The 16032-nt window shown below is 59.3% G+C and carries 14 protein-coding genes; 2 read left to right on the top strand and 12 right to left on the bottom strand.

Going from position 1 to position 16032, the window contains the following annotated elements; genetic code table 11:
* Positions 1–101: 101 nt before the first annotated feature.
* The 12 genes from KBP52_RS17365 to KBP52_RS17310 all read right to left on the bottom strand — a co-directional run bounded on the left by KBP52_RS17365 (position 102) and on the right by KBP52_RS17310 (position 12477).
* On the bottom strand, positions 102–728 hold the full coding sequence (locus KBP52_RS17365) for a class I SAM-dependent methyltransferase (RefSeq protein ID WP_212620623.1): 627 nt from the start codon (positions 726–728) through the stop codon (positions 102–104).
* Positions 729–898: 170 nt separating this feature from the next.
* Positions 899–1543, bottom strand: a complete 645-nt coding sequence (locus KBP52_RS17360; protein WP_034151854.1) for a methionine ABC transporter permease — start codon at positions 1541–1543, stop codon at positions 899–901.
* Positions 1533–2654, bottom strand: coding sequence for an ATP-binding cassette domain-containing protein (locus KBP52_RS17355; RefSeq protein ID WP_212620622.1), 1122 nt, complete (start codon positions 2652–2654; stop codon positions 1533–1535). Before KBP52_RS17355 ends, KBP52_RS17360 begins: the two co-directional genes overlap by 11 nt.
* 2 nt (positions 2655–2656) lie before the next feature.
* Positions 2657–3466: a MetQ/NlpA family ABC transporter substrate-binding protein gene (locus KBP52_RS17350; protein ID WP_099757704.1), complete on the bottom strand. Its 810-nt coding sequence runs from the start codon at positions 3464–3466 to the stop codon at positions 2657–2659.
* Between the two features lie 118 nt (positions 3467–3584).
* Positions 3585–4943 (bottom strand): LLM class flavin-dependent oxidoreductase, encoded by a 1359-nt coding sequence (locus KBP52_RS17345; protein ID WP_212620621.1) that lies wholly within the window; start codon positions 4941–4943, stop codon positions 3585–3587.
* Complete coding sequence (locus tag KBP52_RS17340) at positions 4943–6136, bottom strand: SfnB family sulfur acquisition oxidoreductase (protein ID WP_077570180.1); 1194 nt, start codon at positions 6134–6136, stop codon at positions 4943–4945. Before KBP52_RS17340 ends, KBP52_RS17345 begins: the two co-directional genes overlap by 1 nt.
* A gap of 25 nt (positions 6137–6161) precedes the next feature.
* Positions 6162–7403: an SfnB family sulfur acquisition oxidoreductase gene (locus tag KBP52_RS17335; protein WP_212620620.1), complete on the bottom strand. Its 1242-nt coding sequence runs from the start codon at positions 7401–7403 to the stop codon at positions 6162–6164.
* A 268-nt stretch (positions 7404–7671) separates the two neighbouring features.
* Positions 7672–8436, bottom strand: coding sequence for a hypothetical protein (locus KBP52_RS17330; RefSeq protein WP_077570185.1), 765 nt, complete (start codon positions 8434–8436; stop codon positions 7672–7674).
* Between the two features lie 471 nt (positions 8437–8907).
* Complete coding sequence (gene tcyN / locus KBP52_RS17325) at positions 8908–9657, bottom strand: L-cystine ABC transporter ATP-binding protein TcyN (RefSeq protein WP_150692893.1); 750 nt, start codon at positions 9655–9657, stop codon at positions 8908–8910.
* Between the two features lie 2 nt (positions 9658–9659).
* Positions 9660–10376: a cystine ABC transporter permease gene (tcyL, locus tag KBP52_RS17320; RefSeq protein WP_249122190.1), complete on the bottom strand. Its 717-nt coding sequence runs from the start codon at positions 10374–10376 to the stop codon at positions 9660–9662.
* Entirely contained in the window at positions 10376–11176 is an 801-nt protein-coding gene (tcyJ, locus tag KBP52_RS17315; RefSeq protein ID WP_077570189.1) for a cystine ABC transporter substrate-binding protein, read from the bottom strand. Before tcyJ ends, tcyL begins: the two co-directional genes overlap by 1 nt.
* A gap of 308 nt (positions 11177–11484) precedes the next feature.
* On the bottom strand, positions 11485–12477 hold the full coding sequence (locus tag KBP52_RS17310) for a D-cysteine desulfhydrase (RefSeq protein ID WP_212620619.1): 993 nt from the start codon (positions 12475–12477) through the stop codon (positions 11485–11487).
* A 189-nt stretch (positions 12478–12666) separates the two neighbouring features.
* On the opposite strand from KBP52_RS17310, the gene epsC reads away from it, so the two are divergent.
* Positions 12667–13593, top strand: a complete 927-nt coding sequence (gene epsC, locus KBP52_RS17305) for a serine O-acetyltransferase EpsC (RefSeq protein WP_016983653.1) — start codon at positions 12667–12669, stop codon at positions 13591–13593.
* A 467-nt stretch (positions 13594–14060) separates the two neighbouring features.
* Positions 14061–16022, top strand: coding sequence for a choline transporter BetT (betT, locus tag KBP52_RS17300; protein ID WP_176470116.1), 1962 nt, complete (start codon positions 14061–14063; stop codon positions 16020–16022).
* The last annotated feature ends 10 nt before the right edge of the window (positions 16023–16032 follow it).

Below are 16032 nucleotides of genomic sequence, written 5' to 3'. Positions count from 1 at the left end.
ATCGACTCGGTCTCTCAGGTCGATGTATGAAGCGAGACACCTCGGTCGGCTCCCTCTCCCTGTGGGAGAGGGCTGGGGTGAGGGGCTTTTCCTGACTCAACTCAGTCCTTGCGCCAGACACTGGCCAACCAAGGCTGCTGCTCTCGCGGCAGCCCCGCCGGCCGGTAGTAATGCTCAAGCTCGACAAACCCCGCGTCCGTCAGCAACCCTTGCCACGCCTCAAGATCGTGATACGAGCCATAGCGCGGCCCGTTCCAGCCCTCACGGTTATCCCCGCGCGGATTTGAGCTGAAGAGCACGCCACCGGGCTTCAGGGCGCCATGCAATTGCTTGAGCACCCGCGGCAATTCCTGCAACGGCACATGAAAAAGCACCGCATTGGCAAAGATCCCGTCGAAGCGTTCAGCCGGCAGGTCGAGCTTCAGAAAGTCCTGTTGCAGCACCTCGCAACCACTGTCCTCACGGGCCATTCGCGCAAACTCTTGCGAACCATCCAGCCCGACGGCGATGTGCCCCATACGTGTAAACGTCTGCAAATCCCGCCCCGGCCCGCAGCCGAAATCCAGAATCGTGAGGGGCGCTGAACCGTGAATATGCCGCAACAAGGCATCGATGTTCTGGCTGACATCGTGGTCGCGGGTGCCTTCACGGAAGTCTTCAGCCACCGAGTTGTAGTGGCCGAGGGTGGTGGCGGTGATCTGTTCGAGATCGGTGGGGGTCTGCTTCATGGTGGGGATACGCGGGCAATTGGGGTTTGCCGAATATACGCCATCGAGTTCGGGGCTGCTGCGCAGCCATTCGCGAGCAGGCTCGCTCCCACAGGGGAACGCATTCCAAATGTGGGAGCAAGCCTGCTCGCGAAAGCGGTTTCAGAGGCACGGCATGATTCCGGATGAGCTCAGCGCTTGTTCAACCCCCGTGCCAACCGGTCCCCACCCAACTGAATCACCGCCACCAACGCCACCAGCAACACGATCACCGTCAACATGATCTGACTGTCAAAGCGCTGATAGCCGTAGCGATAGGCGATATCCCCCAATCCACCTGCGCCAATTGCCCCGGCCATCGCCGACGAGTTGATCATCGTCACCAGCGTAATGGTGAAACCACCGACAATCCCCGGCAGCGCCTCAGGCAGCAACACATGCCAGACAATGTGCCAACGCCGGCAGCCCATCGCTTGCGCCGCTTCGATCAAACCATGATCAACCTCACGCAGACTCACTTCGGCAATCCGCGCGAAAAACGGCGTCGCCGCAATCGTCAGCGGCACGACGGCAGCCCAGACACCGTACGTAGTACCGACAATCAACCGGGTAAACGGAATCAGCGCGACCATCAGAATCAGAAACGGGATCGAGCGGAACAGGTTCACGAACGCGCCCAAGGCACGGTTCAACACCGGCGCTTCGTAGATCCCGCCCTTGTCGCTGGTGACCAGGATCACCGCCATCGGAATCCCCACCAGCAACGCTATCAGCGACGACACGCCGACCATCAGGAACGTGTCGATAAAGCCCTGCAACAAGCGATCAAACCACATAACCCACTACCTCCACGCGTTGCGCCCACGGTGCAGCGCGCTCACGCAATTGCTCGGCGCTGAGCGCTGAGCCGCTGACGGCCAATAACAGTTGCCCCAACGCGTGACCCTGAATCCGTTCCACGCCACCCTGCAGCAATTTCACCCGACCGCCGAGCGCTGTGAAAAGCGCGGCCAGATCCGGTTCATCACTGGCGCTGCCGGTGAACTGCAAGCGCAGCACCACAGCGGCGTCGGAGGACGGCGCTTGGGCTTGCAAGCGGCTCTGCAATTCCTCCGGCAATGCATGTTGCAGCGGCGCGAGCAAGGTCCGGCTGACTTCGTGCTGCGGATTGCCGAACACTTCCCAGACCGGGCCTTGTTCGACCACCCGACCGTGCTCAAGCACGACAACGCGATCGCAGATTTCGCGGATTACCGCCATCTCGTGAGTGATCAGGACGATGGTCAGGCCCAGGCGTTTGTTGATCTCGCGCAGCAGGCCAAGGATCGACTGGGTGGTCTCTGGATCGAGCGCCGAAGTGGCTTCGTCGCAAAGCAAAATATCCGGGTCATGCACCAGCGCGCGGGCGATGCCGACGCGCTGTTTCTGCCCACCGGAAAGTTGCGCCGGATAGGCTTTGTGCTTTTCTTGCAGGCCAACCAGTTCGAGCAGTTCGCGCACCTTTTTTTCGCGTTGTTCTTTCGGCACACCCGCGACTTTCAGCGGCAGTTCGACGTTCTGCCACACGGTCTTGGCCGACATCAGATTGAAGTGCTGAAAGATCATGCCGATGCGTCGGCGCAAAGCGACGAGACGGTCTTCATCGAACTCGCCAATGTCGACCTGATCGATCAACACCCGCCCCGACGTCGGTTGCTCCAGACGATTGATGGTGCGAATCAACGACGACTTGCCGGCGCCGCTGCGACCAATGATGCCGAACACTTCGCCGCGCTGAATCGCCAGATCAATGCCCTGCAAAGCCGCGACCGGACCTTGCCGGCCGTTGTAGGTTTTGCCCAGACCGATGAAACGCACGTGGGCGCGATTCAACTCCGGGTGCAGCTCGGTTTTTTCAGCATTGTGTGGCTCTGGAATCTCCAGTCGCCGTTGGATCGCGGCCGTCATGCTCAGCTTTCCCAACCGGCTTGATACAGCTTGCCGTGGGCCTTATCCAGCGCCGCGCGAACGACCGGCGAGTGTTGGTAGATGTCGACGAATTTGATCAGGCGCGGATCGGTTTTGCTCTTCGGCTGGATGACGAACTGGATCACGTATTCTTTGTGGTCGAGACCGTCGAACAGCAGTGCCGAACCGGCATCGAAGGTCTTCGCCAGACGAATGTAGGCCGGGTAGCCCTGTACCAGGTCGGCGTCGTCATAGGCGCGCACCAATTGCACGGCTTCGACCTGGAGGATTTTGATCTTCTTCGGGTTGGCGACAATGTCATCTTCGGTGGCTTTGTAGCCAACACCCGGTTTCAGCGTGATCAAACCGGCCTTGGCCAGCAGCTGCAAACCGCGACCGCTGTTGATCGGATCGTTGGCGATGGCGACGCTGGCGCCTTCGGGCAGCTCATCGAAGCTTTTGTATTTTTTCGAGTAGAGGCCGACGTTGTTGATGATCCCCGGGGCGAACGGCACCAGGTCAAAACCGGCGGCGGCCTTGGCGTTTTCGAGGAACGGGATGTGCTGGAAGTAGTTCACGTCGATGTCGCCGGCAGCGAGGCTGACGTTGGGTGCGATCCAGTCGGTGAACTCCACCAGTTCGACTTTCAGGCCTTGTTTGGAGGCCTCTTCGACGGCGGCTTCCAGCGGAATGGCGAAGGCGGCGGTGGTGCCGATTTTCAACGGGGCGTCGGCGGCGAAGATGGCCGAGCTGAACAGGCCGAGGGCCAGGGCCAGTGCTTTGACTGGGTGGGACAGGCGTTTTTTGGTCATGATGGGTTTTCCAGTCAGTGCATAAATTTGTGGTGTTTGTTATGGCCTCATCGCGAGCAGGCTCACTCCTACATTTGGAATGCGTTCCCCTGTAGGAGTGAGCCTGCTCGCGATGCTTTTAGCGGCGAAACGCGGAGCCGGTGTGTTGCTCGGGCAACTGCGCCTCACCGTGAAACAGCTTCTCGCGCAAGCTGCCGCTGTCATACGCGGTCTTGTACGACCCACGCCGCTGCAGCTCGGGAATCACCAGCTCGATAAAATCGACATAGCTCTCCGGCGTAACAATCCGCGTCAGGTTGAAACCGTCGAGGCCGGTCTCGGCGATCCACGATTCCAGCTCATCCGCCACTTGCTCAGGCGAGCCAACCACCGTGATATAGCGACCACCGAGGGCGTGCTGGTCGAGCAATTTGCGCCGAGTCCAGTCGTTGTTCTGCAGGTTCTTGGTCGCCGACTGAATCGCATTGCTCTTCACGTACTGGATCGGTTCGTCGATCTCGTACTGGGAAAAATCGATGCCGGTCGACGCGGAGAAATGCGCCACGCCAGCCTCGGCGCTGGCGTAACTCAGGTACTCGGCGTGCTTGGCCCATGCCGCCTCTTCGGTCGCGCCGACAATCACATTCAGGCCCATGAACACCTTGATGTCGTCAGGATTACGCCCGGCTTCGACGGCACTGGCGCGGACCTTGTCGACTTGAACTTTGGTCGACGGCTTGTTCTGGCCACTGATGAACACGCACTCGGCGTGACGCCCGGCGAACAGCAAACCGCGATCGGAACTGCCGGCCTGAAACAGCACCGGCGTGCGCTGTGGCGAAGGCTCGCAAAGGTGATAACCCTCGACCTGATAGAACTCGCCCTTGTGCTCGACCTTGTGTACCTTTTCCGGGTCGGCGTAGATCCGTTGCTCGCGGTCGTTGAGTACGGCGCCGTTTTCCCAACTGCCTTCCCAGAGTTTGTAGAGCACTTCCAGGTACTCGTCGGCCTGATCGTAGCGACGGTCGTGTTCGACCTGTTCGCTGAGGCCCATGGCTTTCGCAGCGCTGTCGAGGTAACCGGTGACGATGTTCCAGCCGACGCGACCACGGCTCAAATGATCGAGCGTCGACATGCGTCGGGCGAACAGATACGGCGGCTCATAAGTGAGATTCGCGGTCAGACCGAAACCAAGATTTTTGGTCACGGCAGCCATGGCTGAAACCAGCAGCAGCGGATCGTTGACCGGCAACTGGATCGACTCTTTCAGCGGGACATTGACCGAGTTCTGATAGACGTCATACACGCCGACGATGTCGGCGATGAACAGCCCGTCGAACAGCCCACGCTCCAGCAATTGCGCCAGTTCCGTCCAGTATTCGAGGGTGTTGTAGCGCGTCGAGGTGTCGCGCGGATGCGTCCACAGGCCATGGTTGATGTGGCCAATGCAGTTCATGTTGAACGCGTTGAGCAGGATCTTCTTTTTCGCCGCGCTCATCAGATCGTCCCTCGCAACGGAGGGTTTTCGTCATTGAGGTAGTAGTTGCCCACCGCGTGATATTTCCAGCGCACCGGGTCATGCAGCGTGTGTACGCGGGCATTGCGCCAGTGACGGTCGAGACCGTGTTCGATCAGGGTCGCCTGGCTGCCGGCCAGTTCGAACAGCGTGCTGCCGGCGGCCAAAGAGATTTCAGTGCTGATCGCCCGTGCTTCGGCGACGGCAATCGAAGCCGCGGCGACGGTTTCTGCATTAGTCTCGGCTTGTGCGGCGTCGAGGAATTCGCCGGCCCGTTCAAGCAAGGCTTCGGTGGCGTGCAGACGAATACTCAAGTGGCCGAAGCTTTTCAGCGTCAGTGGGTCTTCGGTGGCTTTGTCGTTGCCGGAATCGATCCATGGGCGGGTTTTGCTGCGCACGAAGTGCAGGGCGTCTTCGTAAGCGGCGCGGGCGATGCCGGTGTCGATGGCGGCGTGAAGGATTTGTGCCAACGGGCCGACCGTGGTTGGCCGTTCGAAGGCGCTTTGGAAGGGCAGCACGTCTTCAGCCGCGACGAATACGTCTTCGAACACAACGGAGCCGCTGCCGGTGGTGCGCTGGCCGAAGCCGCTCCAGTCGTCGATCACGGTCAGGCCTTTGCTGTCACGCGGGACGAAGGCCAGTTGCTGCACACCGTTTTCATCGACCACGGAAGTCGGAATGCGCTGGGCGTAAATCGCCCCGGTCGAGTAAAACTTGCGGCCATTGATGCGATAGCCGTCACCGTCGCGCTTGAGGCTGGTGACGCGGTCGTGGGCGGTTTTTGTGCCCAATTCCGCCAAGGCATTGCCGAAGCGTTGGCCGGCGAGTACTTCGGCGTATAGCCGTTGTTTTTGCGCGTGGCTGCCGTTCACCCGCAGCACTTCCAATGCATAAAAATGGTTCTGCGGAATCTGTCCGAGCGAGCCGTCGGCCTGAGCGATCAGGGCGATGACGTTGGCCAGGGTTACGTTGGACACACCCGCGCCGCCGTATTCCTTGGGCACGCTGATGCCCCATAGACCGGAGCGGGAAAATACATCGAGTTCCGGCAGTGGCAAGCGACGTTCACGGTCGCGCAGGGCGCTGTCGCGCTTGAAGTCTTCGGCCAGGTCGCTGGCGACGATCAGGGCTTGCTCATCGCTGGTGATGACCGCGACGTGATGGGAAAAAGTCATAGGTTTCTCCAGATGTCTGGTCGTCTCAGATCCAGGAATGGCGAGCAGGCAAAGTGCCGTTGAGGCGATAGGCGCCGACCGCGTGATATTTCCAGCGCACCGGGTCGTGCAGCGTGTGCACGCGGGCGTTGCGCCAATGGCGGTCGAGATTGAATTCGGCGAGGGTCGCGCGGCTGCCGGCCAGTTCGAACAGCTTTTCGCTGGCGAGCAGTGAAATTTCGGTGGTCAACACTTTCGCTTCGGCCACAGCAATCGAGGCGCGGGCGGCAGAGTCGGCAGTGAGCGGCGCGGCGTGCACTTGATCCAGGACTTTGCCAGCCTTGCGCAACAACGCTTCGGCGGCGTGCAGTTCGATTTTCAGCTTGCCGATGTCAGCGATCACGTAAAGGTCATCGCTGGCCCGTTCGACCTTGGCGTCGATCCATGGCCGCGCACGGGTTTTGACGAACTCGATGGCTTCGTCAATGGCACCACGGGCGATGCCGGCGTCGATCGCGGCTTGAATCAGCTGTGATACCGCGCCTTGGGTATTCGGGGAGTCGTTGATCTTCCAGTTGTCGACGACCAGGCTCGACTCGACGCGCACGTTATTGAGCAGAATCGTACCGCTGGCGGTGGTGCGCTGACCGAAGCCCGACCAGTCATCAACGATGCGCAGCCCCGGCGTACCGCGACGGACGAAGGCCAGCACTTGCTTGCCGTCATCGTTGAGTGCCTTGACCGCCACCCAGTGCGCGAACAGCGCACCGGTGGAATAAAATTTCTGGCCATTGATCACGTAATCGTCGCCGTCGGCGGTGATTCGCGCTTTCAGTTCCAGGGTGTTTTTGGTGCCGCGTTCCGGGCCGGCATTGCCGATGCGCCAGCCTTCCAGAACACTTTGGAACAGCTGCTTTTTCTGCTCCTCGGTGGCGCTGCCGAGCACCAGATTGATGATGCCGAACTGGTTCTGCGGAATTTGCCCCAACGCCGGATCGGCGGCGGAAATGATCGCAAACACCTCGGCCAAAGTGACAAAGGAAACCTGCGGGCCACCGTATTCGCGCGGGATGGCGATGCTGCCTAATCCGCTGCGGGTGAACTGTTCGATTTCCGACCACGGCAGCTTGCGCTGGCGGTCGCGTTTAGCGGCCTGCACGCGGGCGACTTGCGCCAGCTCATGGGCAGCCTTGATGGCTTGGGCGTCGTTGCGCAAGACCTGCGCGGGCAACAACAACGGGGCGATGTCCAGATCCGACTGGACATTTGCGTCTGCCAGACTGGACATCAGTGCCGCTCCTTGGCTGCACGCAATGCCCTGGCGATCTGCACTGGGGTGATTGTGTTCCGGACCATACTACCTACCTCACATCTCATGAAAAACGCCGCAAAAGTGCGGCGAACGAAAGAATGTCCGGTGGTCCGGTTCATATACCCTAAGCGTGTATAAAAATTAAATAAACTAACTTTTAGGAATATGTATAGAAGGGGTGATGGTCTGATTGGTTAAGAGTTTTCAGGTGAGGGGGATAACCCCCCACCCTCGGCCAGACACATCAATCCTTGCGCGATTCGGCCGCCTTGAGTTCCTGCCTCAGAGGGACTTTCAGATAAGGATTTACACAGCCGATCTTCAAGGTACGTGGCGGCGCCCAGCGTGAGTTGTTACCGACTCGATCAAGGATGCAATACGTCACGTCCAGGCGCAGATCCTCGCCCGCTTCGACAATCACCGACGGTGGGACCCAGACCTGAATCGGCAAGCCGATATCCGCGGCGGTGACCGGCGCCAGATCCATGCGCACATCACCCCAGCGCAAGGTGATGGCGTCGTCCTCGGCCATGTTCAGGTACGGCTCGATGGTCAGCGGCACACCGCGTTTGATCTGGTTTGGATTTACACCCTGACGGCGAATGGTGTCGGGAATGGTCACCGGGGCCAGTTGCTGGTTTTCATCTGCGCTCAGTGTCGAGGGTTGCCCACCGGGGCAGTCAAGTTTGACCTGCACGCGTGTCGCTGCCGACAGCGCCGGACCCTGACCGACCTGCATCACCCGGTAGTGAATGCGCGCGGTACCGCTGGCGATGAAACTCTCCGGCACCCGTAGGCGCACTGCCGTGCCGATGTCATCCGCCGTCAGCACCCTGGAGGCGACATAGCATTTGTTCCAGAACAGCTCGATGAGGTCTCCGCTGTCCATATCGGGGTAGGGCGACACCTCGACCAGAAAATGTGCGGCGGCGCTCAGATTGATGCCGGTTTTTTGCGCAGGCGCCAGGATCGGCGCTGCCAGTTCGGGGGGATGCGAAGTGCGGGTCATCGATTTCTCTCCTTGAAGCCTTGCAGCGAAGTCCGTTTCTGGAAGAACAAAAGGCGTGAATAAACTGGCAATAAAGCTTTGAACTTTCATTCAGGTTGAATACGGGTTTATTGAACTAAGTGGTGCCAGTTGTCGACTAGATAAGAGTGTGCGTGATGGGGTGTCAATAGACGATATTAGCTAATCCGTGAATTACGAATTAATCAGAAGTTTCCTACGCTGCTGTGGTCATGTGCCTAGGCGGTCAGGAGAAATGAGCCACGGAACTCAGGGCTTTTTGGCGGGTTTTGCGCGGATTTATTCGAGCGTTGTCATGTCGGGTGGTGCGGGATTGAGGCCGGCATTATCTGTTGCAGAACATATATATGTACCGCTTCGGATATGTTTTGTATGGATAGGGTGTTGCTGAGGCGAGGCTTTAACAAAGGTAACTTCCATCCATGGAAGTTGCCGGTATAGCAATGAAAGCTCTCAGGCGTGATTCAAGAACTTGCTGAGAAACTGTTGAGTACGTTGTTCTTTCGGGTTGGCAAACAACGCTTTCGCTTCACCTTGCTCGACAATCACGCCTTTGTCGAAAAACACCACACGGTTGGCCACGTCGCGAGCAAACCCCATCTCATGGGTGACGATCACCATGGTGCGTTTCTCTTCAGCCAGGCCACGAATGGTCGCCAGCACTTCGCCGACCAGTTCCGGGTCGAGCGCCGAAGTCGGTTCGTCGAACAGAATCACTTCCGGCTCCATCGCCAGCGCTCTGGCTATCGCCACGCGCTGTTGCTGACCACCGGAGAGACGACGCGGATAAGCGTCTTCCTTACCGGCGAGGCCGACCTTGGCCAGCAGCTTTTTGCCCAATGCAACTGCCTCGTCGCGCGGCATCTTCTTGACCACGATCGGGCCTTCGATGACGTTCTCCAGTGCGGTGCGATGGGGGAACAGGTTGAAATTCTGAAACACGAAGCCAACGTGCTGGCGCAGGTTGCGCACCAGACTCTGCTGCTGGTTCAGCGGGCGACTGGTATCGATTTCGATATCGCCGACCTTGATCCGGCCGCTGGTGGGTTGTTCAAGGAAATTCAGGCAGCGCAGAAACGTCGTTTTCCCTGAACCACTGGGGCCGATGATCGCGACGACTTCGCCTTCCTTGACCTCCAGGTCGATGCCGTTGAGCACGACCTGACCCTTGAATTGCTTGGTCAGTTTTTCCACGACAATCATCGTCAGGACTCCTGGTCGTGCCGATTGACCCGCTCTTCCAACTTGTTCTGGAAGTGCGAAAGCACTGTGGCCAGAATCCAGTAGATCAGCGCGGCGGCAAGATACATGGTGAAGACTTCGAAAGTCCGGGCGGTAATCAGTTGCGCCTGACGGAACAGCTCCGGCACCTGAATGGTGGCGGCCAGTGCCGTGTCTTTGACCAGCGAAATGAAGCTGTTGCCCAGCGGCGGCAACGCCGTGCGCATCGCTTGCGGCAGGATGGCCCGGCGCAGGGTTTGCGCGCGGGTCATGCCAATACTCGCAGCAGCTTCCCACTGACCACGCTCGATCGAACCGATCGCGGCGCGCAGAATTTCACAGGCGTACGCGGCCATGTTCAGCGAGAAGCCGATCAGCGCTGCTGGTAACGGATCCAGTTCGATTCCCAATTGCGGGAAGCCGTAATAGATCACGAACAACTGCACCAGCAACGGCGTGCCGCGAAAGAACGACACGTAGACGCGCGCAAGCCAGCTCACTGATTTGAAGCGCGACAGGCGCATCAACGCCAGGCCGAAGCCCAGCAGCAAGCCGAAGAACATCCCGCCGAGGCTGAGGACTACCGTGTAGTACGCGCCCTTGAGCAGAAAGGGCGCGGAGTCCAGCAACAGCGCCGTGGTTTCGGCGAGTTGCTGGCTCAACTGCGGGAAGTGCGCTTCGAATTGAAATCCAGCTTCCATTATTTAGTGACGTCTGCGTTGAAGTACTTCTCGGACAGCTTCTTCAAAGTGCCGTCTGCACGCAGTTCGTCGATGGCCTTGTTCACCGCAGCCAGCAGTTCAGGTTCGCCTTTGCGCAGAGCAACACCGGCTTCCTGACGGGAGAAAGCTTCACCGGCAGCAACGGTTTTCGGGGCTTTCTTGGCATATTCAAGTGCAGCCAGACGGTCGATCAGGATGGCGTCGGTGCGGCCGTTGTTCAGGTCGGCGAACTTGGTCGGATCATCATCGTAGGTGCGCACGTCAGCGCCCGGCACGTTGGCGCGGACCCATTGCTCGTAGTTGGTGCCCAGGCCCACACCGACTTTTTTGCCGGACAGGTCATTGGCAGTCTTGATGTTCAGCGCCGCTTCTTTGCTCTTCAGTACCAATGCCTGAATACCGGAAACGGTGTACGGCTCGGAGAAGTCATACTTCTTCTTGCGCTCGTCGGAGATGGTCACCTGATTGACTACAACGTCCAGACGCTTGGATTCCAGCGCCGCGAGGATGCCGTCCCACTTGGTCGGCTGAATCTTGGCTTTGACGCCGAGTTTTTGCGCCAGCGCTTCAGAGAGTTCAACTTCGAAACCGGACAGTTTGCCGTCGGCATCGACGAAGCTGAACGGTGGGTAAGTGCCTTCCAGGCCGACGTTGATAACGCCTTTGTCCTTGATCTGTTGCAGCTGCTCACCGGCCACTGCCTGACCGATCAGACCGGCGCTCAGCGCCAGGCCCAGCGAACCCACCAGCAGATTGCGACGTAGTGCGGAAAAATTCATGACAAGCCCCTGTGTTTTCTTATGGAAGACGCTTAAGGAAAGTTGGCGAATGGGTGATTCGACGACAGCGCTATCCTGCCTTAAAGCAGCTTATGCGTCTTGCGCGAAATTCGCCTGCGGCGAGACTATAAGATGTCTGCTTTAGACTTGAAAATACTTAATATTTGAAATGTTATTCTTTATTGGAATATGAGGTTCGTTCCCACGCTCTGCGTGGGAATGCCTCTAGGGACGCTCCGCGTTCCAGCTCTCGAAGGGACGCAGAGCGTCCCGGGCTGCATTCCCACGCAGAGCGTGGGAACGATCAGTCAGAGGAAATTCTTGTAGGCAAATAGCGCTGGCGCCCCACCGGTGTGCAGGAAGATGATCGGGCCTTCATCAAAACGCTGACGACCAATCCCATCAAGCAAACCCGCCATGGCCTTGCCGGTGTACACCGGATCGAGCAACACCGCTTCCTGACTCGCCAGCAATTTCACCGCCGCCAACGTCCCGGCATTCGGCTCGCCATAACGCGGGCCAAAGTATTCGTCCCACAACTCGACCTTGAAACTGGCTGGCAGTTCGACGCCGAGCAGCTCTGCCGTGCGTTCCGCCAGACCCTGTACCTTCGGCCGCTGGTCTTCTTCGCTGCGCGAAACCGTCATGCCAATCACCGGTAATTGCGGCAGCACTTCGCTCAACGCCAACGCCAGACCACTGTGAGTGCCTGCACTGCCCGAGGCCAGAACCACCGCGGCAAACTCCAGCCCGGTGTCCTTGATCTGCTCGGCCAGTTCAAGCCCAGCGCGCACGTAACCCAAAGCACCGAGAGCATTCGAACCGCCCACCGGCACCAGATACGGCTTCTTGCCGTTGCTGCGCAAACGCACGGCGAGGGCGGCCAGTTGTTCGTCGGCGTTGTCGAGGTTGTCGACCAGTTCGACTTTGGTGTCGAACAGATCCAGCAGCAGGCGATTGCCGTTGCCGGTGTAATTGCTGTCGTCGCTGCCCAGCGGATTTTCCAGCAGCGCCACACAGCCCAGGCCGAGTTTGGCGGCCAGTGCAGCGGTCTGGCGGACGTGGTTCGATTGCAGCGCACCGGCGGTGATCAGCGTGTCGGCGCCTTGCGCCAAGGCGTCGGCGGCGAGGTATTCGAGCTTGCGCAGTTTGTTGCCGCCCATGGCCAGCGGCGTCAGGTCATCGCGCTTGATGTACACCTCGCGGCCGAGCCAGGTGGACAGGCGTTCGAGTTTTTCCAGCGGCGTCGGGTGGTTGAGCAGATCGAGGCGGGTAAAGCGGTCCAGCTGTTGTTTGATCATGAGTCCGTACTGGCTTGGAAGATGAAAGGACTATAGGCACGTGCTTTTGCAGGGGCAACCGCCAATCGCTTATAGCTAAATCGACTGAGCCCAGCACTATCGGTTCTTAATTCGCCCTCGCAGCCTTGCCGTAAAGTAGTCGCCGTTGACGCGGCCAGACAGTCCGGCCGCCCCTGAGGAGTCTTTACCGTGAGCGAGCGTTCCAGCCATTGGCAATTGCAGACCATCGTCAGTCAACTGCGCAGCGCGCGGGATCAGTGGCGGGCACAGAACGGCCGGGCGTCCGGCGAGCAGGGTGGTCGCGAGTTGCCGTCGCGGGCAGCGATGGCGGAGATTCTTGAAGCGCTGTGTGGCGCGCTGTTCCCGATGCGTCTGGGACCGGTGGATTTGCGTGAAGAGAGTGAAGACTTCTACGTCGGTCATACCCTTGATGTCGCACTGAATGCCTTGTTGGCGCAGACCCGTCTGGAACTGCGCTACGTCGCCCGCCATAGCGCGCAGGCCGACACCGAAGTCGAAGCCCGCGCGATTCAGATCGTGCAGGATTTCGCCCTCGCATTGCCGGGCCTGCGCACGCTGCTCGACACCGATGTGCTGGCGGCCTATCACGGTGATCCGGCGGCGCGCAGTGTTGATGAAGTGCTGCTGTGCTACCCGGGGATTCTGGCGGTGATTCACCATCGTCTGGCGCATCATTTGTATCGCGCGGGTTTGCCGTTGCTGGCGCGAATCAGCGCGGAAATCGCTCATTCGGCGACCGGCATTGATATCCATCCGGGCGCGCAAATCGGCCGCAGTTTCTTTATCGATCACGGCACGGGTGTGGTGATCGGCGAGACGGCGATCATTGGTGAGCGCGTGCGGATTTATCAGGCGGTGACGTTGGGCGCCAAGCGCTTCCCGGCGGATGAAGACGGCCAGTTGCAGAAGGGTCATCCGCGTCATCCGATCGTTGAAGACGATGTGGTGATTTATGCCGGAGCGACGATTCTCGGGCGGATCACCATTGGCAAGGGTTCGACCATTGGCGGCAATGTGTGGCTGACGCGCAGCGTGCCGGCGGGGTGCAATTTGACCCAGGCGAATTTGCAGCATGATGACGGGACGCAGAAGTAGGGCTTTAACGGCTTACCCTCATCGGAACGCCGCCCGCCCAGCCCTCTCCCAGAGGGAGAGGGGGCCGACCGAGGTGTTTTGGGTTATCCATCGACCTGAAATACCGAGTCGATTATGGATTCGGTACAGCAGGATCATGTCGGCGTATCTCCCCAATATCCCCCAATCAGTCCCCTCTCCCCTTGGGAGAGGGTTAGGGTGAGGGGCTATTGAACGAATCCCCCCAAACCCGCGTCATACCCATCCTTGAGCTAGCGTAGGAAAACTACCGCCTAGCCGTACGATTAGTCCTTACCCCCCCATCCATGTTTAACTTGAACGTTCATTCAAGTTAAACCGGTGGTTCGCTGCCCGCTCACAACAGGAGGCTTGCCTTTGCTGAGTCCGATCATTTCAGCCACGTTTCAACCCCTCGAGGTGCACGTTTCATGAGTGCATCGTCAACTCCCGCCAGCGGTCTGGTACGCATGAATCCGCCGGTGTTCTATTTCGCCGCGACGGTCATTCTGCTGTTTGGTCTCGTTGTTATCGCCATGCCTGAGCAGGCCGGCGCCTGGCTGCTGGAAGCGCAAAACTGGGCGGCCAATACGGTCGGCTGGTACTACATGCTCGCGATGACCCTGTATCTGGTCTTCGTGGTGGTCACCGCCTTATCCGGCTACGGCAAGATAAAACTCGGTGCCGACCACGACGAGCCCGAATTCAGTTACCTGTCCTGGGCCGGCATGCTGTTCGCCGCCGGGATCAGCATCACGCTGTTCTTTTTCTGCGTCTCTGAACCGCTGACCCACATGCTCCAACCGCCGCAAGGCGAGGCGGGCACGGCGGACGCGGCGCGTCAGGCAATGCAGATTCTGTTTCTGCACTGGGGCCTGCATGGCTGGGGCGTGTTCGCCTTTGTCGGTATGGCGCTGGCCTATTTCGCCTATCGCCACAACCTGCCGCTGGCGCTGCGTTCGGCGCTGTATCCGCTGATTGGCAAACGCATCAACGGCCCGATCGGTTACGCGGTGGACGGCTTCGGCATCATCGCTACGGTGTTCGGTCTGGGTGCCGACATGGGTTTTGGTGTGCTGCACCTCAACTCCGGTCTCGATTACCTGTTCGGCATCGCTCACACCCAGTGGATTCAGGTCGGCCTGATCACGCTGATGATGGGCGCGGCGATCATCGTTGCCGTTTCCGGCGTCGATAAAGGCGTGCGGGTGATGTCCGACATCAACATGCTGCTGGCTTGTGCGCTGCTGCTGTTCGTGTTGTTCGCCGGGCCTACCCAGCACCTGCTCAACACCTTGATCCAGAACCTTGGCGACTACCTCGGCGCCTTGCCGATGAAGAGTTTCGACCTCTACGCCTACGACAAACCGAGCGACTGGCTCGGCGGCTGGACCGTGTTCTACTGGGCCTGGTGGATTGCATGGTCGCCGTTCGTGGGCCTGTTCATCGCACGGATTTCCCGTGGCCGCACCATCCGTGAGTTCGTTTTCGGCGTGCTGTTGATTCCGCTCGGTTTTACTCTCGCGTGGATGTCGATCTTCGGCAACAGCGCCATCGATCAGGTCCTCAACCACGGCATGAGCGCGCTGGGCATGTCGGCCATCGACAACCCGTCGATGAGCATTTACCTGCTGCTGGAAACTTATCCATGGAGCAAAACCGTCATCGCCGTGACGGTGTTTATCAGCTTTGTGTTCTTCGTCACCTCTGCCGATTCCGGCACTGTGGTGCTCTCGACGCTGTCGGCCAAGGGCGGTAGCCCGGACGAAGACGGGCCGAAATGGCTGCGGGTGTTCTGGGGCGCGATGACCGCGCTGATCACCAGTGCGCTGCTGTTCTCCGGCAGCATTGATGCGCTGAAGTCAGCGGTAGTGCTGACCTCGTTGCCGTTCTCGCTGATTCTGCTGCTGATGATGTGGGGTCTGCACAAGGCGTTCTATCTCGAGTCGCAGAAGCAGATCGCTCAGTTGCATTCGCTGGCACCGGTCTCCGGTTCTCGGCGCGGCACGGGCGGCTGGCGACAGCGCTTGAGTCAGGCTGTGCATTTCCCGTCGCGGGACGAGGTGTACCGCTTCATGGACACCACGGTGCGCCCGGCGATTGAAGAAGTGACGGCGGTGTTCGTCGAAAAAGGCCTCAACGTGGTCACCCAACCGGACCCGGCGAATGACAGCGTCAGCCTCGAAATCGGTCATGGTGATGCGCATCCGTTCATCTATCAGGTGCAGATGCGCGGCTACTTCACGCCGTCGTTCGCGCGTGGCGGCATGGGTTCCAAGCAGCTCAACAATCGTCGTTACTATCGCGCCGAAGTGCACTTGAGCGAGGGCAGTCAGGACTACGATCTGGTCGGCTACACCAAAGAGCAGATCATCAACGACATCCTCGATCAGTACGAGCGGCACATGCAGTTCCTGCATCTGGTGCGTTGATCGGCGACTG

Origin of the sequence: Pseudomonas sp. SCA2728.1_7 (assembly GCF_018138145.1) — a bacterium.
Taxonomy (GTDB): domain Bacteria; phylum Pseudomonadota; class Gammaproteobacteria; order Pseudomonadales; family Pseudomonadaceae; genus Aquipseudomonas; species Aquipseudomonas koreensis_A.
Note: the sequence above shows the minus strand (reverse complement) of the source record. Positions and strands in the feature narration are given on the sequence as shown.